Source organism: Vibrio sp. CUB2, assembly GCF_001557945.1.
Lineage (GTDB): Bacteria > Pseudomonadota > Gammaproteobacteria > Enterobacterales > Vibrionaceae > Vibrio > Vibrio owensii.
The window spans coordinates 144,567-165,290 of record NZ_LNRB01000004.1; the positions used below are offsets into that span (position 1 = coordinate 144,567).

Below are 20,724 nucleotides of genomic sequence, written 5' to 3' on the forward strand. Positions count from 1 at the left end.
CGATATGAAAACGACGATTCGTTTGTTAAGCGGCATGATCGCAGGGGCAATATTGGCAGGTTGTTCGGCGGATGCGTATGTAAGCCAAGAGAACCGAGAAAAGTTTGCCGATGTCAATGTCTCCAAGTTTCTGATCAGTGAATGTTTAGCGCCGCAACGCGAAATCCATATTGCGGTTGCCGAGCATTTCGACTTCGATAAATCCATCATTCGTGAAGCCGATGCGGCAAGTCTAGATGCGTTTATCCGTGATATTCAAGGTTTGAGCGGGCGCATCACGATTGTTGGTCACACCGATTTTAAAGGTTCTGACGAATATAACGAGAAGCTGTCTATGCGCCGTGCTCAATCGGTAGAAGCGTATCTCCAGCAACAACTCGATCCAGAGCAATACGACTGGGAAGTGAAGCACTTTGGTGAGTCGCAGCCGCTAGCGTTGGGTAAATCGGAGCAAGCTCGCGCCGAAAACCGTCGTGCTTACGTGATGTTTGAAGAGGCGAAGAAGTACGAAGAGATGCCTTTCTGTGAGCCGCCAAAACCAGAACGTAAGATCTACATGGCGATGACGCCACACTTTGATTTCGATAAGTCGGAATTAAAACCGGAAGACCTTTCACAATTAGATGATTTCATCGCAAAACTGAAAGGTTTAGAAGGTAGCATTATGGTGGCTGGTCATACCGACCAAGTGGGTTCGCTCTCTTATAATGAACAATTGGCGGAGCGAAGAGCGCAAACCGTGGTGGCGTATCTCAAGACGAAACTCGAACCATCGCAGTTTGTGTGGGAAGTAAAAGCCTTTGGTGAGCTTCAACCTGTGATCAACGAAGAATCTCCGGAAGCCAATGCTTTAAACCGCCGTGCGTTTATCGTATTTAAAGAGAGCGAACTGGGGCAACCGACTGAATAATTTGGTAAGGTTGTCCTCTCGCAAGCTAGCTATCTGTTTTCTGAGCGATATTTAGCATGAAAGGTCAACCTATCTAAACCAAACAGGGAGTCGGGTAATGGAGAAAGTGCAGTTAGTCGTCGATTTTCTTCTCACTCACAAAATTTTATTTTCCGCATTAATCCTGCTGTTTATCATTGTTCTACGTCGTTTGATTCTGTCTCGAATTCGTGGCGACGATGCCTTCATTACGGAAGAACAACGCAGTTGGATGTCGAGAACCAAAAACGGCACATTTGCTATCACACTGATTCTGCTGTTCATCTTATGGCAATCTGAAATCAGCGAATTCGCTCTAAGTGTTACGGCGATTGCAGTGGCGATCGTGGTCGCATCGAAAGAGATTATTCTTTGTTTTACCGGTTCGATTCAGCGAGCCAGTTCGCGCTCATTCCGCATTGGTGATTGGATTGAAGTCGGCAAGCTGTGTGGTGAGGTTATTGAGCACAACATGATGGCGACAGTGATTCAAGAAATCGATCTGCATCATGGGCAATACCATTTCACGGGGAAAACCGCGACGTTGCCCAACAGCATGTTCTTCACCTACCCAGTGAAGAACCTCAATTTCATGAAGCGTTACGTCTACCATGACTTTTCTGTCGTGGTGAAAGACTTCGTCAATCTCTACCCACTTTTGCCGTTACTGACCGATAAGATTGATGAACATTGCAGTTACTTTGCTGATGTTGCTCACCGTTACAATGCGATGATCGAAAAGCACGCTGGTGTTGATCTGCCGGGTGCTGAGCCGCACATCCATATCTCAAGTAACATCAACGGCGAGCAAATCCTGCACATCATGATTTTCTGCCCGACTGACAAGGCAAACCATTTAGAGCATCTGATTCGTAAAGACTTTATGGAGCTCTATGAGCAGCGATTTCCAATGAATACTGAGCATTAAGTTCTCGCTCAATAATCATCTGGCAAATGTTAACCCTCGCTTTTCACAGTGAGGGTTATTTTTATGTGTCCACTTATCGTCACGACAAATAATCTTAATGGATCGAGGCGCATATAATCGCTAAATTACGCATCGCAACCTATCCGCACAACTTACGCTTGCTGCTAAGCACTAAAAATTACTACTAACTAAGACTACATAGATGGTCACGCCTAAAAAAGGCACAGGTTGCAATTACGGCTGTTCGTTTAACAGCTCACTCCCCCATTTATAATAAGATGCTCCATGCAAACTGGCTTTACACTCAAATTTGCACCTGCCCAACGTTTATTGGCAGTGGTGAGTCAATGGCGAGCGAGCTCCAAGTCCTATTTAACGGATTTGGCGTCTATTGCTTTGCTGTTACTTCCACTGACTTTGTCTAATGCGTTGGCTATATTTCTCGGACACGTTTTCAGGCTTACTGGTTTGGCTGATTTGTCGCAGCTGTTATTCCACGTCTCCGACATTTTGATCAACCTCTATCCAAGTGCGTTTTGTGTCGTTGCAGGGTACTACCTTTCCCACAAAACCAATGTTTCGAGCGCTCTGTTCATCATCTACTCGCTGATCATGTTTTATTTGGTCTCGATAGAAAACAGCAGCTTGTCAGCGACTTATATGCTGCCAAACAATCCGTTACTCGCTTTATTGAGCGCGACGATGACGTACGTGTATTGCAGCCTATTCAAGATACGTTTGTTAGAGCCGCAAGCTCTCGATTTTTCGTCCCGTTTGCTCAAGCACGTGGTGCACTTCTTCTTGTTTGTGCTGGTGGCCTTGGTCATGTCCCATTTCACCGCGATTTTTATGGCGCTGTTTGGTGGCATGGTCCGTGATTTGGGTGTCGACCCACTGACGCTCAGTGGCGGATTGATGTATCAAACCGTGCTTGGGTTACTTGGCTCGATTGGTATCAACGGACACAACTTGCTGTTTGCGATTAAGCAGCAGATCTTTGCTGCCACAGAAGCCAATATGATGGCTTGGCAAGCAGGGGATGCGCCACTCAACGTCATTAGCCAAGGCTTTTATGATGCATTCATGTCGATGGGCGGCTCTGGTAACTCGATTAGCTTGTTGCTGTGTGTGCTGATGTTCGCGAGAGAGCGTAACCACCTGATGCTTGCTCTGGCAGCAATGCCACTGGTGATTTTCAACATCAACGAAGTATTGCTGTTTGGCTTGCCGATCATCTTTAACCCAATCCTGATCGTGCCTTTCGTTTTGGTGCCTTTAGTAAGTTTTGTTATCACCTATTCGTGTATCTCGTTTGGTTTAGTGCCACCGGTAGAGAACATCGTGAACTGGATGACGCCACCCATTTTCAGCGGCTACATGGCAATGGGAAATCAAATTGAAGGCTCAATTCTGCAAGCGTTAATCATTGTGTTGGGTGTTTTCATTTACCGACCATTTTACTTGGCATACGCAGGGAAGTTTTCGGCGCAGTTTCGTGCAAATACCGCCTATACCGGTATTGAAAGTTCGATATTCAAATCATTGTTGAACAACGTAAGAGACTCCAATAACTCCAGTATCAGCAAATCGACTGCACAAAAGCGCTTAACCACGATATTGCGAGAAGGTGAGTTGGTGATGTTTTATCAAAAACTTCAGTCGACTAAGAAGGTCAACGTGTTCTCGTATGAAGCGTTACTTCGTTATATCGATAAAGATGGAAACCTTTGCCCACCGACGTTTGTGAGTGACTTCCAAATGCTCAACTCAATGCCGCTGTTGGATAAGTTGGTCATTGAAAGAGTCTTGGCAGATATGCAGCAGATGACGCTGTCGAAAGATCGCCGTATTGCCATCAACATCGCAGTAGCGACGATTGAGCAAGAAGAGTTTGTTCCGCACCTACTATCGCGTTTAGCCCACTACGGCATCTCGCCAGAGTGGTTGGAAATTGAAATTACCGAAGAAGCGATTCTTAGCAATAAGGTGTTTTTGATTAAAACTATGGAAGCGCTGCAAGCTCAAGGTATTCGTATCGCTATGGATGACTTTGGTACGGTTTATGCGTCGTTCCCGCATTTGCTGAAATACCCGTTTGATAAGATCAAGCTCGACCGTTCTCTCTTGCTCGATGCCAACGATCAAAAGGGCAGAGACCTTTACGAACTGGTCGCAAAGTTGGGGCATATTACTCATTGCGAAGTGGTTGCAGAAGGGGTGGAAACCCAACAGGAGTACGATTTTGTGAAAGGTTGTGGTGTCGATAAAGTGCAAGGTTATTTCTTTGCTCGTCCGTCACCGCTTAAGGACATTCTTGACGAGCAACAAGACAAGCCACTTTTATCGTCACAATTACAAAGTCGAGTGGAAATATAGGCTTACAGGCGCTAATGTGCGCGCCCTTGCCTAAAAAGCAGGCGAATTTACAAACGACGTTGGCCTGAGAAACAACGCGTTTTGACCAAACAAAAGAGTGTCAATGGGAATGATTGGTGCTCTTTGTGTTTGGTAAGAAACAACAAGTTGGCTATGGCTACCTTTGTTGAGTGACTATTCGCAACGTTGAACGATCAACGCTTTGTTACTCGAATGATACCGTCCTCGACGAGCATGTCGAAACTCTCCCTCATTGCGAAACAAACTAAACGGATTTAATTGCGGCGAACTTCCTGAACGGCTCTTTGAGTCGTACTTTGATGGATTTACTTAGCCAAATGAATAATCGATACATTAATCGGCTTTTTACTTTAATTTCTTCCAACTCATACATTAACGGTTTGTGTAATGTCCTCGTGATGTTATTGCCCGTGTCGCTCATTTCAGCATTTAGTACCTTGCTGAGTAACCTATTTATGATTGCTGGTTATGAGCAACTTGGCATCACGATCGGCACGGCAAGCGCGATCATTTGGAAGCTTTTCCCGATCTTACTGTTAGTGTATTTCTCGCAGTTTCTTTCTTCTTTGCTGAAAGTCTCTCGTGTAAATGTCATCACGCCATCGCTGATGGTTTACTTTATCGTGTGTAACGAATGGGGTTTGCTGCAAGAAGGCTCCGTCGTTCCGAGTAACTACCCACTGGCGATCCTTGTACCAACAGTAATCGCTTGGTCTGTGCGTGTGATGCAAAACCGAAAATGGTTCATGCGTTCAGATTTGCCAAATGTGGTGGATCAATCATACAACCTTGTAGTGGCAACCATTGTATTGGTGGTCGGTTACTCAGCCCTTGGCTACGTGCTTGGCAAGGCAGTTTGCGCAGCAGATGTCGCGAGTTTTCTGCTTCCAGAACTTGACCCAAACTCTTTGCTTGATGGCATTATCTATGAGTTTGTACGTAACCTGTTTTGGTCGATTGGCATCAATGGTCACATCATCTTTGCTCCTTACAAAGCAGAACTGTATGAGACAACGCGTGTCGCGATAGAGAACCACGAAGCACTTGGCACACCTCTGCCAATTTTAACCACCAACTTCTATGACTTTTATGCGGGAATGGGTGGGGCAGGAAACACCATTTCTCTGGTGCTGTGTATGCTGTTTCTAACCAAGAATCGCAGTTACAAAGCATTGGCGGCGACGGCGTTAGTATTAAGCTTGTTCAACATCAACGAACCGATCATTTATGGCTTACCAATCATGTTCAACCCAGTCCTGATTGTGCCGTTTCTGATTGCGCCTATTATCGGTCTTATCATTGCGTACATTGCCACGGTGATGGGCTTAGTTGCGCCGATAACAGAAATCATTAGCTGGATGACACCGCCATTAGCCAGTGGCTACATCGGTACAGGTTACACGTGGACGGGGGCGATATTGCAGCTGATCATTATTCTGGTTGGCATTGTGATTTACTATCCGTTCTTTAAACAGATGGACAAAATTGGCAGCTCAAATGCTTTGCTTGCGAAGTCAGCCTCTGATGATTTTTTCAACTATGAGGGCTTGGACAATGGCAAAGTCGCGGGGGCTTTCTTCCCGGAGATTACCAATAAATTTGCTGCTCAGAAACGCATTAGCGATTTGAAGAAACACGGTGAGTTCTTCCTGTTCTACCAACCGCAGGTAAACGCTCGCACTGGTGAGATTCGTTCGCTTGAGGTGTTAATTCGTCATCGCTCTGAAACGGGTGAGATCACGCCTCCAACGTTTCTAGAAGATTTTGCCAAAGTCGGTTTGATGAGTGAGTTGGACCTGTGGGTGGTAGAAACGACGCTGCGAGAAGTTGCGCCGTTAGCGAATCGACCAAGTTTTAAGGTGTCGATCAACCTGTCTCCTGAAACGTGTTTGGTGCCAGATTTCACAGAGAAAGTGTTGATGATGATTCACCAAAGCGCACTTTCTTACTCGCAAGTTGAGTTTGAAATTACCGAAGACATGTTGATTCAAGATGAGCATCGTACCCACCGTGTGTTGAGTGAGTTACGAGAAGCAGGAGTGAAGATCGCGCTTGATGATTTTGGCTCCGGCTATTCGTCGATCGGCTACTTGTCGAAATACGATTTCGATAAGGTGAAAATCGACCGCTCTTTAGTGCTCAACCTTGATAACAAGAACGGAAGAGAGTTGTTCCGACTGACAGCTAAACTGGTGAAAATCACTGGTGCAGAAACCGTTGCGGAAGGTATCGAAACGGAGCGTGAGTTAGAGTTTATGGCAGAGCAGGGGATTGATTTGATTCAGGGCTTCTACTTCTATAAACCTATGCCGTTTGATGACATTACGAAACTTGAATACACCCAATCAGACGACAGTTCAGAGTACGATCACTTCGCGTTTTAACTCTTGAACTACAGATACAATTAAGGGAAGCCATCGTGCTTCCCTTTTCTTTTTCAGAGGCTTAAGTTCGAGCGTGAACGTTTATTTGAACTCAAACTTACCCTGCATGATTGCCCAGTGACCAGGGAAAGAACAGAAGAACGAGTAATCGCCCCCTGGAGTCATTTTCTCTGTGCTGAACGTGATGGATGTGCTCTCGCCGCCGCCGATCACTTTAGTGAAGGCATAAACGCGATCATCGTTAGGTTTTACGTAGTTGTTTTCAAGGCCTGCTGACATGCCTTCTGTACCGACTGCTTGTAGGTTAGACGTGTCTGCAATGACCACGTTGTGACCCATTGACTGTGCTGGCATCTTACCTGTGTGGTTCAGCGTCAGTTTTACTTCTTTACACGTTGCTGGAACACTCATAGTTTTGGTCGAAAACTGCATCATATCGTTTGCATCGATAGACACTTCACACTCTGCGCTCGCTTGTGCGCCAAAGCTCATTCCAACTAGTGCAAAGGTTGCTGCTACTAAACGTAAAGACATATAACACTCTCCATATTTTATTTTGGGCTGACTTGGATTCAAACCGATCCAATGCATCTCATTATCATCGAATATTCAATCTGAAACCGTGCTTCAATCCGGATATTGACGTTTTGTTGCAAAGTTATACTTATCGTTTTCACTGGATGATCATTCATATACCTTATTTTTAACGCTTCAATTAAGAAGTGTGAAGACGATCTTGATAACCGCTTTAGGCGCTTCATTTATGTCTTAAGAACGCCCAAGTTTTGGTGCTTTTTTCGCTAACATGTAACTAAGTATTTCAAGTGTATTTATTCTGTAACTTATTGATTTTCAGATGCATAAAGGTGTGAAAAACACAAATGCCACTATTTGTAGAAACGGATAAATTGATTTGTTTAATCTTGCGCACACTTTCAGAAAATTGAACTAGAGTCCCAGATTTTTGTTTGCTTACCGATGACGTGCTAAATGTCGTCAAATTGATGTAAAAAGACGCTTTATTTTTGGCACTTTTACACCTGTAACTTTGGTTACATTTGGTTACATCTGTCCGCTGCGGCGCGAAAAAAGTCCCCCTCTATAATGTTGTTCCTTTTTATTGTTGTTTGTATAAGTCCTTAATTATGAGAAAGAATACGCTAGCGATCATGCCAAGTGTTTTAGCACTGGCGATCGGTATGGGGTTGCCTGCTGCACACGCAGGAGTGATCACAGACGCAACTATCGTCGGCTCAGAAAGCCAGTGGTGGAACACTTACAAAGTGATCCTAACGAACGACGGTTCAAAGCCAGTTGAACTGCGTGATGCGAAAGTGACGTTTGATTCAAACCTATCTATGTCGACACCTTCTTGGTCTGCGACTGGCATCAGCTACCCGGGAATGAAGTTCACCAGCGACGCGCAAGGTAACGTGTTCAAGAACACACTTGCGCTCGCTTTTGATAGCGGTAGCTGGGTGAAATCTCAACTTCCGGCAGGTGAACGTATTGAGCTAACGCTTGGTGTGAGCGGCGTGTTGGATCTGACACTTCTTCAAAATACTATTCGTCTGATTGCTGACGATGAAGGTGAAGTCGGCGAACCAGAAATTTCTCTTCAATTGGCATCGCCAGTGAACGGTGCTGAGTTTGAAGAAGGTCAAGCGGTTGCCATGCTAGCAAACGTAACGGCGACTAATACCAGCGTTAAAGCGGTGACTTTCTTTGTCGACAACAAACAAGTAGCTCGCGTAACACAAGCTCCATTCCAAGCGAGTTGGACTTCTGTTGGCGCAGGCGCTCATACGATCAAAGCTGTAGTGGAAGACACCTCAGGTCTTACACAGCAACAAGCGGTCAGCATTTCAGTAAAAGAGAAGCCAGTTGAGCCACCTGTGGAGCCAGAAGTGCATGAGCTGACGTTCGTCGCGCCTACACAAGGTCAAACATTGATGGTGGGTCAGGCAACGACGATCAAAGCACGCGTTGATGGTGAATTGATCTCTAAACTAGAGTTCTGGGCGAATGACCGCAAGCTAGGTCAACGTAATATCGCTGCAGGTCAAACGACGTATTCTCAATCTTGGACGCCAAATGAAGTGGGCAATGCGACACTTAAAGTGGTGGTTCTCGATCAGAACAACCAAATGGTTGAACAACGCAGTATCGCTGTTGCTATTGAAGCAGCTCCAAGCTTTGTTAAGCCAGAAGTGAGCTTCTCTTCACCTGCAAACGGTTCTAAGTTTGAAAAAGGCGAAGCGGTTTCGATTTCTGTTCGTGCAACGGATGCTGATGACGATTTGTCTCGCGTTATCGTGAAAGCAAACAACAAGCAAATCTGTGACTTCAACGCAGCAACCACAAACCAGTTCTCTTGTAACTGGACGGCGTCAGAAGTTGGTGCAGTTAAGCTAGAAGCGATTGCGACGGATGCTGAGAACCTAACGGCGACAGCACGTGTAAACATCACAGTTGAAAAAGTAGAAACACCGACACCTCCGCCAACAGGTGGACTGTGTGCTGACTTTAATGTGTACCCAGACTGGACTCGTGGTGATCACGCGACAGGCGGTGACATTATGGTTCATAAGAACATTGCTTACTCAGCGGTGTACTGGACGCAATCTGTTCCTGGCAGCGATAGCTCATGGTCATTACATCTAAACTGTGATGGTACTGAGCCGGGTACAGCGCCAGCGCTATCATTGCGCAACCCAATGGACCCAGTGCGTCTAGAAGTGGCAGGTTGGCCAAACACATTCGTAGTGGCGAGCCCATCCACTCAAGCACCAAGCACACTAACTATCGCAGCAAGCAGCAATGATGCGCTAACAGACCTAGAGCAGCTTACACGTTCATTTGTGTCGGCTATCGAACAAGCAGAGAACGCGGGTACAGCATCAATCGTGATTCAATCGGATGTTCTGGATCTGGCTACGCAAGACAAAGGTGCATCGTTTGGCGCAGTTGCGGTTAAACAAGCACTGACGAATGCTATTGATATCACGGGTAGCCGTATTGATATTGATGCAATCAACGTACTGAGCGATGACGTGAAAGGCTGGGCACATGCTTACAACTTGATCTTCACAACCCTTGCGCCACAAGCGACATTTGGTTGGTCATTAAGCATTGGCGAGTTTGCTTACGATACCCACTCTGGTCGTCAGTCTGTATGGGATGAAGCATCTGTTTTCACGGCAGATCTACTTGATAGCTTCGAGCTCTACAAAGCCGATGATGCGAACAAAGCTGACTTTGTGGCGTTTACTAAATCGAACGCAACCGCTGCGCTAAATAGTGAGCAGTGGCACCACGCACTTGAATACGTAAAACAGGTGACAGATTACGTTGATGCGCCTGCAATGCTAGCGAATATGCCGACAGAGCAAACCGCAAACTACTTCATGGGCAACACGCAAACCGATCAGCAAATCCGTAAAGCTGCGTACAGCAACGTGTTTGCATTGATGTTTGATCAAGACTCTCAAGCTCTAACCAGCAAAATTGAGCTTTACCAAACGGCGAAAGTGCCACTGTACTACGTAGGTGAAGAGTTAGAGAAAGGTTCATTGACTCGCATTGAAGCGCTGAACCAAGAGTTAGCAAATGCTGAAAGCGTGATGGATAACGAAGCCTTCCTATACGAAACACCGCAATCTCAGTGGGTTCCGTCAACGGTTTACAAGTGGAACGACTTCCTAGATGGCTTGAACGCAATGCACAACATTGGTGTAGCGGGCAACAAGTTCTGGCTAATGAACGATGAAGTTGATGACGCAACAAACATCAAATACGCGAAAGTCGCGATTGCTGCGTTCCTTGCGCAAAGTATGCAAGAGACCATCCGCTACAACGCGTGTGATGAAAACAACTGGTCTGAAGTGAAATACGGTGCGCCTGCGGATTACCCAATGACAGCAAGCTGTGGTCAATTGGGTCAGAAATACGCAGATTACGGCGTAAACCCAGTTTCAGGTTTGGACCATGCGTACTCTTGTCCTCGTGATGACAAAATGGAAGTTAGTGCTCTGACTCATGCGAAATGGTATGGGGCTCCAGCTCCAGTTTTTGCAGCACCTGATGCAGTACTTGAAGAGCGTGGTCTATTGGTGAACGGTGCAGCAGGTCGTTGGACAAACAACGGTCACTGTAATGATGTTCCAGAAAGCGTAGATACGTCTAAGCAAGTATGGGAACGCGACGAATGTAAGACTTACGTTGGTCAGAAAGCAGGTAAGTTCATTTGGGACGGCAGCAGCCAAGAGAGCGTTGAAGGCTGTGGCTGGTGGGGGCGTGGTGTTATCCAAACCACAGGTCGCCAGAACTTCGGTACGCTTAACCACTACCTAGGCCGTTCGCACGTTGATCCATCAACCATTGGTAAGACAATTGATGGCGTAACGGTAGAAGCGCCACCGGCGAACCCACTTTATGCTGAGCTAGACTTCTGTTCTAACCCAGGTCTGATTTGTAGCTCGGAAGAGAACAAAGAGATCAAGTGGATCGCAGGTCTGTTCTACTGGGTAACGTCAGTTCAGGCATACAACGATGAAGGCGGTCAGTACGCGGATTGGAACTACCACAACGAACTGAAGAAGTACGTGGACAGTGGTCTACAAGGTGCTCAATTTATCGATGACGTTTCAGGCATCGTTAACCGTGGCTGTCCGGATCTAACGTGTTCGACAGGTGATGTTCACAACGTGAAAGAGCGCCGCGAGAACTTCAAACTGGTACTACAAAAGCTAGGTCTTGATCCTCGCTAATTAAGACAAAGCAACAAAGATAAAGCAAAGCCATCACTGAAAAGTGGTGGCTTTTTTGTTTTTAGCATTTGGCTCAGATGCTTAGTTTTCATTATTACAAATTCGTAATAGTTATTTTCTTTTTCAGCTTATTATCATTTATTTGTAACTCAATATAATGCCCGCCATTCCAAGCGTATTTGCTGCGTTTTTGATTTTTATCTTTCGATGGATGGTTTCCGGGAGGGGAGTATGTCGAATTTTGTTGTTGTCGGTGGTGGTGCTGCGGGTCTAGAAATGGTCACGCGTTTAGCGAGCAGTTTTGCTGGCAAATCTGACCATACCGTTACTTTGGTTGAGCCATCTTCTCATCACTTATGGAAACCAAGACTGCATGAGATTGCGGCGGGCACGTTTGATAATGAGCTCGATTCGGTTGCGTTTCGTCTTCATGCTGCTTGCCACGGTTACCAATATGTTCAAGCTCGTATGTCAGGTTTAGACCGAGCAAATAAAACCATTACGGTGAGCGCAGAGTTCTCTCCAGAGCAAACATTGAAATACGATTACCTCGTGATTGCCGTTGGCGCGATCAGTAACGACTTTAAGATTCCGGGCGTAAGCGATCATTGCTTGTTCTTAGATTCAGCCTCTCAAGCAGAAAAAGCGTGGGAACAGATGAAGCAAATGCTGGCGAACGGCGGTTCACATCGTGTTTCTATTGTGGGTGCTGGTGCCACTGGCGTTGAGTTGGCAGCCGAGTGGGCGAAAGTCAGCAAGCAATTAAACCGCTATCAAGATGATACTCAGCTTTCGATTACGCTTATCGAAGCGGCGGATCGTGTTTTACCTGCAAGTGCTGAGTGTATGTCTACAAAAGTGTTGAAGAAGCTACAAAATCAGGGTATTAACGTTCGCTTAAACACTAAAGTTCAGCGTGCAGAAGCAGACCGTATCGTGACGGAAAATGAAGTCATTCCTGCTGATCTACAAATTTGGGCGGCGGGGATTCGATGCCCGGATTGGTTAGCGAATCTTGATGGTCTTGAAAGCAACCGCATTAACCAGCTTAAAGTGTTGCCAACGTTGCAAACCACTCTTGATGAGAGCGTTTTTGTCATCGGTGATAGTGCAGAATGTCCACAAGAGGATGGACGTGTTGTACCACCACGAGCGCAAGCCGCCAACCAAGCCGCTGCACATTTGGCGAAGCAATTTAAACGCTTGGTGAAAGGCAAAGAGTTAAAACGGTTTGTATTCAAAGACGGCGGAATGGTCGTTGCTCTTGGGCATGACTACGCGGTTGGCGCATTGATGAATGACAAACTCGTATTGCGTGGACGCTACGTTCGCCGCTTGTACGACACGATCTTTAGGCTGCATCAGCGCGTTATTTTCGGTTGGTTCCGTGTGTCGGCTTTGGTAGTGCTCAAACGCGTAAAAGGTTTATTGAACCCATACTACAAAGGCTCTTGGTCTTAATCCAAGCTGAGGCTCTCCACTTCCATTTTTTCATTTTTATCGAGCGCCCAAATCATCAGAATTTGTGGCGCTAGGTGTTTTTTATGCGTCATTTGCAACTCTCTCTGCCCGTTCAACTTCTTATTTCTGCCCTATTTGCGTGGGGTGGGGCTCAGGCCATCCTTCTTTTAGTCGACCATGGGTTGGCAGACAAATCGCTTTTACTGTCGAGTGATTACTACCAAATTTTAATGTTGGGCAAAACGGTCTATCTCGGCTTACTGAAAATGGTGGTGGGCTTGATGGTGCTGTTTTCTCTTGTCGAGGGCATCACCAATATTGGTTCAACTGTTCGTCTTAAAGCTCTGGGTGGGCGAACACTGCTCTTCTACAGTTTCACCACCTTAATTGCCATTAGTTTAGGGCTTGGTGCGTCGTTAGCATTGCCTGCATGGGAGCCACTTAGCCAAAGCATTTCTGTGGGTAGTGATGTCCATTTGATTGACGAGCAAGGCGCTGGTGGTGTCGCGATACTCACTAACCTCGTCAAGATGGCGATGGTGAATCCGTTTGCAGCACTGGCGAATGGCAACTTACTGGCGATCGTGGTTTTCTCCTTTATGGCAGGCGTTGCGATTTTGCTTTCTGTTCCGTCAGGTCATCCGTTGCTAGCAGTGATTTCGGGGCTGAACAAAAGCGTCAACACCATGATTCGAGGCATCGTTAAACTGTCTCCGATTGCTATTTTTGCGATCGTGTTTGATATCACGCTGACTTCAAGTGGGAATCTGATTCAGCAACTCGCGTTGTTCGCGATACTGGTGTTTGTCCTCACTATGGTGCACGGGCTAGTTGTGTTACCGACGATTGCTAAGGTCATGACGGGCATCTCTCCTGTTGCGCTGTTTAAAGCGATTTCAGCACCATTAGCCATGGCGTTTGCGACGTCATCAAGTGCGGCGGCGCTGCCTTTGGCAAAACAAAGTGCGGAAGACAATTTAGATGTCGCGCCAGAAGTCAGCAGCATGGTGTTGCCACTCGGCTCTGTAATGAACATGGACGGCACCGCGCTATTTGAAGGTGTCGCTGCGATTTTTCTAGCACAGTTGTTTGGTGTGGATTTGAGTACCACTGGATTGGTAATGATCTTCATCATGGCAATGGTTTCTTCCGTTGGTGCGCCGGGCATGCCTTCGGGCTCCATGTCGGGGATGCAGTTAGTGCTGCTAGCAGCGGGTATTCCGCTGGAAGCGATTGCGATTTTATTGGTGATAGAAAGACCGCTAGATACCTTCCGTACCGCTGTTAATGTGGAAGGGGATTTGATTGCGACGCTTGTCATCGACCGTTGGCAGAAGAAGCAGGCGGTAGAACCTCAATCGCTCGATTCTTCTGAGATGTTGATGAGCTAAAAGTAAAACGCACTCCCAATCGAGAGTGCGTTTTTGTATCTATATGGATTCTATGAGCGGCCAAGCATTCGAGAAATGGTGCCATCTTTGTCGACCACTTGGTGTTTGATGGCGCCAGCAACGTGGAGAACAAACACGGCAATCAAAATTTCCACTGCTGAATGATGAATGGTTGAGCCAAGTTCTTGAAGCCAAGGGGTTTCTGGACCTTCTGCGATAATAACCCAACCGAAGATATCGACCGCTCGGCCGCCACCTGCGCTCATTGCGATACCAGAGATAGGCATTGCCAAAGTAGCAAGCAGAAGGATACCGTGTATTGCTTTGGCCGCTTTGTCTTGCCATACAGGCATTTCCGAAGCGGGTGGCAGAGCGCCTTCTTTTAAGCGCCACACTAGACGGATAAGAGCGACAACTAAAATGATAGCGCCTAGTGATTTGTGGATGCCATACCACTCAAACTTTTCTGGGCTACGTGGCAAATCAACCATGTAGAGGCCAAGCGCGAATACACCGATAAAGGCAAGCCCCGTTATCCAATGCAATGTAATGGTTTGCCAAGTTAATGGCTTCTTGTTGAGCATGAATTAATCCTCGTTTTATTTGTGGTTATACGAGCAATTATCCATCAATGTTGTGAATAGAACTACACATCTCAGTGTAAAGTTGGGTAAATATTATCCACAAAAAACGCCCCAAAAGATGGAGCGTTTTTAGTCAGTTAGATGAGAGAAAACGGGTTATGCCTGCTTTAACTCAGCTAATGCGTGATGCAAGGAAGGAACAATCGCATGGCCAAAGGCACGAACTTCCTCGCAAGGTTCAACAAGATCTGGGATTTGGAAAGTGACCATGTTCGCCGCTACTGCAGAACGTACGCCATTGTTGGAATCTTCAAATGCGATACATTTGGTTGGATCTACGTTTAGACGACTTGCTGCAAGCAGGTAGATCTCTGGATCTGGTTTGCCGTGGGACACTTCACAGCCTGTCGTTAAGTTGTCGAAATACTTGCTTAGGCCCGCCAGTTCCAACTTCTTCTGTGCCACTTCTTTTGCAGTTGAAGTAGCAACCGCAATAGGTAAGCCTTGTTCTTTCAACCATTCAAGCAGTTCAACCACACCTTCTTTTACCGGAATGGCTTGATGCTTCACGACCGCATCGTAACGAGTACGCCATTCATTGTGCAGACGGTCTAAGTCATCACCATAGGTCTTACGAAAAATCGCTTCAACACCAGCGGCATTGCGGCCAATGATGGTTAAGTAAACCTCTTCGAAGAAAGGAAGATTTTGTGCTTCGCATGCCTCTTTGAAGATACGCATACAAACGCGTTCGGTGTCGAGGAGTAACCCATCCATGTCGAAAATAGCTGCTTGATAATTCATTACTTTATGACTTGTCGATTGAGATGGCGCATTTTGACACAAGCAACATCGTTTTTCCTGTGGAATTCCACCATCTCACACGCTTTTTACCCAATCCCTATTTTATCCCTAGGCGTTTTGCTAATCGGTGCAAATTGCCGTTATCTAATTCAAGTTGACGTGCCGTTGCTGCCCAGTTGCCTTGATTCTCTTCCAGGGCTCTAACAATCATCGCTTTTTGGAAGGCGTCTGTGGCAGGCTTCAATCCGCCTTCTGGTAGCTCAAGCCGAGAGTTTTGTTCCCCTTCTTCAATGTTCTTGATGTTCTGATTCGGCGTTCGAATATCAAAATCTTGCTCAACTAACTCAATGTCCATGGCGTGAGTGCGCGCCTTTGCCAAAACACCAGCACGTTTAATGACATGTTCAAGCTCTCGCACGTTGCCTGGCCATGAATAGTCTTTGAGTGCTTGCACTAACGTGGGGGACAAACGAATGCTGTTTAATCCCAATTTGCTTCTTAAGCGTTCGGCAAAAAAGCCTGCGAGTAGTACCACATCGTCTTCACGTTCACGAAGAGGTGGAACATGAAGCGGGAAGACACTTAAACGATGATACAAGTCGGCTCGGAAGCGACCAGCAGTCACTTCTTCATGCAATATACGGTTAGTGGCGGCGACAATGCGTGTGTTGACTCGAATATGACGGTCATCACCCACACGTTGAATGTCGCCGTATTGTAGAGCTCGAAGTAACTTGGCTTGCAGCTCTAACGACAGTTCGCCGACTTCATCCAAAAACAGTGTGCCGCCATCGGCTTGTTCGAACTTACCCTTACGATTACTGATTGCGCCTGTGAATGCGCCTTTGATATGGCCGAACAACTCGCTTTCCGCGACTGACTCCGGCAGCGCCGCGCAGTTGAGGTAAACCAAAGTATTGCTAGAGCGACTAGAGCGATGGTGAATAGCGCTGGCAACCAACTCTTTACCTACGCCCGTTTCTCCCATGACCAACACAGACAATTCCGTATCGGCGACTGCATCAATCTGCTCTTGAAGATTCTTCATACCCTGAGAGTTACCAATGATTTCATTACTTAAGGTGCGCTTCTCGGCGTAAGAGTCACGTGGCAGGCTCGCTTGTGTCTCTAGTTGTTCTAGTAGGAGTGCAGTGTGTAGGCCACCTGCTGCCAACGCGCTGACAAAACGTAACTCTTGGTTGCGTAGCCCATCAAATTGATTGGGGTCGAAGGCGTCAATCGTAATGGCACCAATCAGTTGATCGTCGATCAGCAGAGGTAAACCAATGCAGGAATGGACATGCAGTTTGTCATCGTGGTTTGGAATCAAGCCATCGTATGGATCAGGTAAGTCGCTGTCGGAGGGAAAGCGCACGATATCGCCTGCTCGGGCAATGGCTTCTAATCTTGGGTGCTGCTCAATGGAGAAACGGCGTCCAAGCACTTCTTTCGCCAATCCATTGATTGCTAAAGGTTTAAAGTGCAGGTCTTCATACAAAAGAAGGGCAGAAGAGTCACACTTCAATACGTCTCGAATCGTCGTTAATAACGTATCGAAGCGAGCCTGTTGAGTGAGCGCCGAGTTAAGGTCTTGCGTGATGTGTAGCCATTGCGCGATTAAAGAAGTCATAGCCAATACCGATTGTGTCAATATGACTATTGTGGTGTCTTAATGACAATTTTCAATTGTGTCTAAATGACAGTTATTAAAGTTGAGTTTTAATTAAGTTATTGAAATATATAGAAATTAAAAGTTGGCACGCCCAGTGCAATACAAGAAGAAATTATTTTTGTTTATCCCGTCATTCAAGGTAGTAATTATGACAATTCACGTAAAAAACAACATCCACTGGGTAGGTCAACGCGATTGGGAAGTTCAAGACTTCCACGGTACAGAATACAAAATGACAAAAGGTACCAGCTACAACAGTTATCTAATTCGTGAAGAGAAAACCGTATTGATTGATACGGTCGATCATCGATTCAGTCAACAATTCATCCAAAATTTAGAGATGGAAATCGACCTTAAGTCTATCGACTTTATCGTGGTAAACCATGCAGAAGAAGATCACTCAGGCGCATTGTCGGCTTTGATGGAGAAGATTCCGAACACGCCAATTTACTGTACAGAAGCGGCGATTGATTCGATTGTGGGTCATCATCACCATCCTGAGTGGAACTTTAAAACCGTAAAAACGGGCGACAGCATTGATATTGGTAACGGTAAGCAATTGGTGTTCGTGGAAGCGCCGATGCTACATTGGCCGGACAGCATGATGACATACCTAACGGGTGATGCGGTGCTATTCAGTAACGACGCATTTGGTCAGCACTACTGCGATGAACGTCTGTTCAATGATGAAGTAGATCAAAATGAGTTGATGGAACAGTGTTTGCGTTACTACTCAAATATCCTAACGCCGTTCAGCAGCTTGGTAACCGCTAAAATCAAAGAAGTGCTGAGCTTTAATTTACCTGTCGACATGATCGCAACGTCACACGGTATTGTATGGCGCGATAATCCAGTTCAAATCATCGAGCAATACTTGGCGTGGGCAGACAATTATCAAGAAGATCGCATTACGATTTTCTACGACTCTATGTCAAACAACACTCGAATGATGGCTGATGCCATTGCGCAAGGCATTCACGATGTCGACCCTGGGGTGGCGGTCAAAGTCTTTAATGTCTCTAAGCATGATAAGAATGAAATTCTCGCCAATGTATTCCGCTCAAAAGGCATCTTGGTTGGCTCGTCTACCATGAATAACGTCATGATGCCGAAGATCGCAGGCATGCTAGAAGAAATTACCGGCCTGCGCTTCAAAGCGAAGAAAGCCGCTGCGTTTGGTAGCTACGGTTGGAACGGTGGTGCGGTAGATCGTATCCATGCTCGATTGACTGACGCAGGCTTTGAAACCGCAGTGAGTTTGAAAACCAAATGGCGACCAGATGGTAAAGCGATGCGTGAATGTCGCGAACATGGTCAGAACATCGCGAAGTTGTGGGCGAAGCATGACCTGACAAGTCCTGTTATTTCTCCGGCGATTGCTGCGTCTGCACCACAAGTTCAATCACAACCCGCTGCACAAGTAGCAACACAAGCGGTAGTAGATGCTGCTCCTAGCAACCCTAGCGCCGAGGCGCATCCTGCAGATTGCCAATGCATGGTTTGCACCGTTTGTAATTGGGTATACGACCCAGCTAAAGGCGAGCCTAATCAAGGCGTTGAACCGGGTACAGCATGGTCTGAAGTGCCAGATTACTTCTTGTGTCCAGAATGTCACTTGGGTAAAGACGTCTTTGTCGAATACAACGGGTAAGGGGGCGAATATGCAAGCACCTATTGTGATTATTGGTAGCGGCTTTGCGGCTTACCAATTGGTGAAAACAGTGCGTCGAATGGATGCACATATTCCGCTGCAAGTGTTTACTGCTGATGATGGCGCGGAATACAACAAGCCTGATTTGAGCCATGTATTCAGTAACAAGCAAACCGCCCAAGACTTAGTGGTTAAGAGTGGTGAGGCGTTTGCACAGGAACACAACATCGAACTGTTCGCCCATACCATGATTGAGCATGTCGACGTGCAAGCTCAGCAAGTGGTCGCCAACGGCCAAACCTATCCTTACTCCAAACTGGTGTTTGCGACAGGCGCGAAAGCCTTTGTGCCGCCAATATCTGGTGATGCAGCACCAGAGGTGATAACGCTGAACTCGCTACAAGAATATCAATTAGCGGAAGAGCAAATTAGCCGTGCGAAACGAATTCTTGTAATGGGTGGTGGTTTGATCGGCGTCGAGATCGCTATGGATCTCGCAACCAGTGGTAAAGCAGTTACGGTGGTTGAGCCAAATCCCCGTTTGCTCGCTAACTTGATTCCTGAATTCGTTGCATTGCCGCTTGAAAACCAACTTAAGCAGCAAGGTATTCAACTTGCCTTGGAGACTGGAGTTGCTGCGATTAATCACTCAAATGATTCGCTGGTGGCAAGCTTGAGCCAAGGTAAAGCAATTGAAGCTGATGTAGTGATTTCAGCGGCGGGTTTACGTGCTAACACTTGGTTAGCGAAGGCTTGTGGGTTGAGTGTCAATAAAGGCATCGAGGTAGATGCCCGATTACAGACATCAGCAGCCAATGTGTTCGCATTAGGCGATTGTGCTGAAATCCAAGGTCGAATGATGCCTTATCTCCAACCGATCGTGCTAAGTGCCAATGCTTTAGGCAAACAGCTACTAGGGCAAGAAGCAGAGTTGAAACTACCGCCTATGATGGTAAAGGTCAAAACACCGAGTTATCCAATTCAATTGGCAGGCGATTTTAGTTCGGTGACGAATTGGAGCGTGCAGATTTCTCAAACAGGCATTGCCGCTAAGGCAGAAGATGAAAATCGCCGATTCATGGGCTTCGTCGTGACGGGAGAACAAGTTACGCAAGCATTTCCATTACTTCGAGAGTTGTCTCAAGCCGGTCAGGCTTAACCGATTTAAACGAAAAGAATTGTAATTAGAGAGGGTATCATTATGTCGCATCTACGAATTCCTAAAGACTGGACTGTTCAACGTTCAACGCCTTTCTTCACTAAAGACAATGTGCCACCAGCGCTACTGACTCATCACAATACCGCTGAGGGTGTGTTTGGACAGTTGTGTGTCATGGAAGGGCAAGTGACTTACTACGGCTTTGCTGATGAACACGCCACAGAAGCAGAAGTAGTGGTGGTGATTAATGCAGGCCAGTTTGCTACCAGCCCACCGCAGTACTGGCATCGTATTGAGATGAGCGGTGATGCTCAGTTCAACATCAATTTCTGGTCGAATAAAGACAAGAGTGGGCAAGCGATGTTCCACGCGAAGAAATAACGCATACAGAAGTTAATACAGTGCTAATTTGTCGGGAAGAAGCGTTTACTATCAAGCTTAATCATTAAGCGTAGGCAAAAGGGCAGAGATTCGTCTCTGCTCTTTTTTTGTTTGTCGCAAGCTGGCGCCTTGAAGCACAGAAACTTTGTGGGAGATCCGATGAGCGGAGTTCCAAAATGAAACCTTGCTCCCATTTATGTGATGGACATCAACTA

The 20,724-nt window shown here is 46.4% G+C and carries 14 protein-coding genes; 10 read left to right on the forward strand and 4 right to left on the reverse strand.

What is annotated here, in order from left to right:
• Positions 1-4 precede the first annotated feature (4 nt).
• From ATB78_RS07600 to ATB78_RS07615, 4 genes are all read left to right on the forward strand, one after another.
• Entirely contained in the window at positions 5-910 is a 906-nt protein-coding gene (locus ATB78_RS07600) for an OmpA family protein (protein WP_061008278.1), read from the forward strand.
• A gap of 97 nt (positions 911-1,007) precedes the next feature.
• Positions 1,008-1,856 carry a mechanosensitive ion channel family protein gene (locus ATB78_RS07605; RefSeq protein ID WP_061008279.1) on the forward strand — a complete coding sequence of 283 codons (849 nt, stop codon included), beginning with the start codon at positions 1,008-1,010 and terminating at the stop codon, positions 1,854-1,856.
• A gap of 285 nt (positions 1,857-2,141) precedes the next feature.
• A complete protein-coding gene (locus ATB78_RS07610; RefSeq protein WP_061008280.1) occupies positions 2,142-4,232 on the forward strand; it encodes an EAL domain-containing protein in 2,091 nt (696 codons plus the stop codon).
• Between the two features lie 338 nt (positions 4,233-4,570).
• Positions 4,571-6,637: an EAL domain-containing protein gene (locus ATB78_RS07615; RefSeq protein WP_061008281.1), complete on the forward strand. Its 2,067-nt coding sequence runs from the start codon at positions 4,571-4,573 to the stop codon at positions 6,635-6,637.
• A gap of 81 nt (positions 6,638-6,718) precedes the next feature.
• Here the strand turns inward: ATB78_RS07615 and azu are convergent, their stop codons facing one another.
• On the reverse strand, positions 6,719-7,171 hold the full coding sequence (gene azu / locus ATB78_RS07620) for an azurin (protein WP_061008282.1): 453 nt from the start codon (positions 7,169-7,171) through the stop codon (positions 6,719-6,721).
• Positions 7,172-7,782: 611 nt separating this feature from the next.
• On the opposite strand from azu, the gene ATB78_RS07625 reads away from it, so the two are divergent.
• The 3 genes from ATB78_RS07625 to ATB78_RS07635 all read left to right on the forward strand — a co-directional run bounded on the left by ATB78_RS07625 (position 7,783) and on the right by ATB78_RS07635 (position 14,258).
• Positions 7,783-11,406: an Ig-like domain-containing protein gene (locus ATB78_RS07625; RefSeq protein ID WP_061008283.1), complete on the forward strand. Its 3,624-nt coding sequence runs from the start codon at positions 7,783-7,785 to the stop codon at positions 11,404-11,406.
• Between the two features lie 231 nt (positions 11,407-11,637).
• The gene (locus tag ATB78_RS07630) at positions 11,638-12,867 is read left to right on the forward strand and encodes an NAD(P)/FAD-dependent oxidoreductase (protein ID WP_061008284.1); all 1,230 of its coding nucleotides are present in this window, start codon (positions 11,638-11,640) and stop codon (positions 12,865-12,867) included.
• A gap of 83 nt (positions 12,868-12,950) precedes the next feature.
• Positions 12,951-14,258, forward strand: a complete 1,308-nt coding sequence (locus ATB78_RS07635; protein ID WP_061008285.1) for a dicarboxylate/amino acid:cation symporter — start codon at positions 12,951-12,953, stop codon at positions 14,256-14,258.
• Between the two features lie 50 nt (positions 14,259-14,308).
• Here the strand turns inward: ATB78_RS07635 and ATB78_RS07640 are convergent, their stop codons facing one another.
• The 3 genes from ATB78_RS07640 to norR form a co-directional block, all read right to left on the reverse strand.
• Positions 14,309-14,842 (reverse strand): cytochrome b, encoded by a 534-nt coding sequence (locus tag ATB78_RS07640; protein ID WP_061008286.1) that lies wholly within the window; start codon positions 14,840-14,842, stop codon positions 14,309-14,311.
• Between the two features lie 156 nt (positions 14,843-14,998).
• On the reverse strand, positions 14,999-15,646 hold the full coding sequence (locus ATB78_RS07645) for an HAD family phosphatase (RefSeq protein ID WP_005441226.1): 648 nt from the start codon (positions 15,644-15,646) through the stop codon (positions 14,999-15,001).
• Between the two features lie 97 nt (positions 15,647-15,743).
• Positions 15,744-17,276 (reverse strand): nitric oxide reductase transcriptional regulator NorR, encoded by a 1,533-nt coding sequence (gene norR, locus ATB78_RS07650; RefSeq protein WP_061008287.1) that lies wholly within the window; start codon positions 17,274-17,276, stop codon positions 15,744-15,746.
• Positions 17,277-17,466: 190 nt separating this feature from the next.
• On the opposite strand from norR, the gene norV reads away from it, so the two are divergent.
• From norV to ATB78_RS07665, 3 genes are read left to right on the forward strand one after another with little or no spacing between them, the layout of a single operon-like run.
• Entirely contained in the window at positions 17,467-18,969 is a 1,503-nt protein-coding gene (gene norV, locus ATB78_RS07655) for an anaerobic nitric oxide reductase flavorubredoxin (protein ID WP_061008288.1), read from the forward strand.
• A gap of 10 nt (positions 18,970-18,979) precedes the next feature.
• A complete protein-coding gene (gene norW, locus ATB78_RS07660; RefSeq protein WP_061008289.1) occupies positions 18,980-20,128 on the forward strand; it encodes an NADH:flavorubredoxin reductase NorW in 1,149 nt (382 codons plus the stop codon).
• Between the two features lie 42 nt (positions 20,129-20,170).
• Positions 20,171-20,509, forward strand: a complete 339-nt coding sequence (locus ATB78_RS07665) for a DUF1971 domain-containing protein (RefSeq protein WP_061008290.1) — start codon at positions 20,171-20,173, stop codon at positions 20,507-20,509.
• Positions 20,510-20,724 lie beyond the last annotated feature (215 nt).

Bases quoted from the DNA above. Each gene is read 5' to 3' on its own strand.
- ATB78_RS07635 (WP_061008285.1), top strand. From the start codon at position 12,951: ATGCGTCATTTGCAACTCTCTCTGCCCGTTCAACTTCTTATTTCTGCC.
- azu (WP_061008282.1), bottom strand. From the start codon at position 7,171: ATGTCTTTACGTTTAGTAGCAGCAACCTTTGCACTAGTTGGAATGAGC.
- ATB78_RS07665 (WP_061008290.1), top strand. From the start codon at position 20,171: ATGTCGCATCTACGAATTCCTAAAGACTGGACTGTTCAACGTTCAACG.
- norV (WP_061008288.1), top strand. From the start codon at position 17,467: ATGACAATTCACGTAAAAAACAACATCCACTGGGTAGGTCAACGCGAT.
- ATB78_RS07630 (WP_061008284.1), top strand. From the start codon at position 11,638: ATGTCGAATTTTGTTGTTGTCGGTGGTGGTGCTGCGGGTCTAGAAATG.
- ATB78_RS07625 (WP_061008283.1), top strand. From the start codon at position 7,783: ATGAGAAAGAATACGCTAGCGATCATGCCAAGTGTTTTAGCACTGGCG.
- ATB78_RS07645 (WP_005441226.1), bottom strand. From the start codon at position 15,646: ATGAATTATCAAGCAGCTATTTTCGACATGGATGGGTTACTCCTCGAC.
- ATB78_RS07640 (WP_061008286.1), bottom strand. From the start codon at position 14,842: ATGCTCAACAAGAAGCCATTAACTTGGCAAACCATTACATTGCATTGG.
- norW (WP_061008289.1), top strand. From the start codon at position 18,980: ATGCAAGCACCTATTGTGATTATTGGTAGCGGCTTTGCGGCTTACCAA.
- norR (WP_061008287.1), bottom strand. From the start codon at position 17,276: ATGACTTCTTTAATCGCGCAATGGCTACACATCACGCAAGACCTTAAC.
- ATB78_RS07600 (WP_061008278.1), top strand. From the start codon at position 5: ATGAAAACGACGATTCGTTTGTTAAGCGGCATGATCGCAGGGGCAATA.
- ATB78_RS07610 (WP_061008280.1), top strand. From the start codon at position 2,142: ATGCAAACTGGCTTTACACTCAAATTTGCACCTGCCCAACGTTTATTG.
- ATB78_RS07605 (WP_061008279.1), top strand. From the start codon at position 1,008: ATGGAGAAAGTGCAGTTAGTCGTCGATTTTCTTCTCACTCACAAAATT.
- ATB78_RS07615 (WP_061008281.1), top strand. From the start codon at position 4,571: ATGAATAATCGATACATTAATCGGCTTTTTACTTTAATTTCTTCCAAC.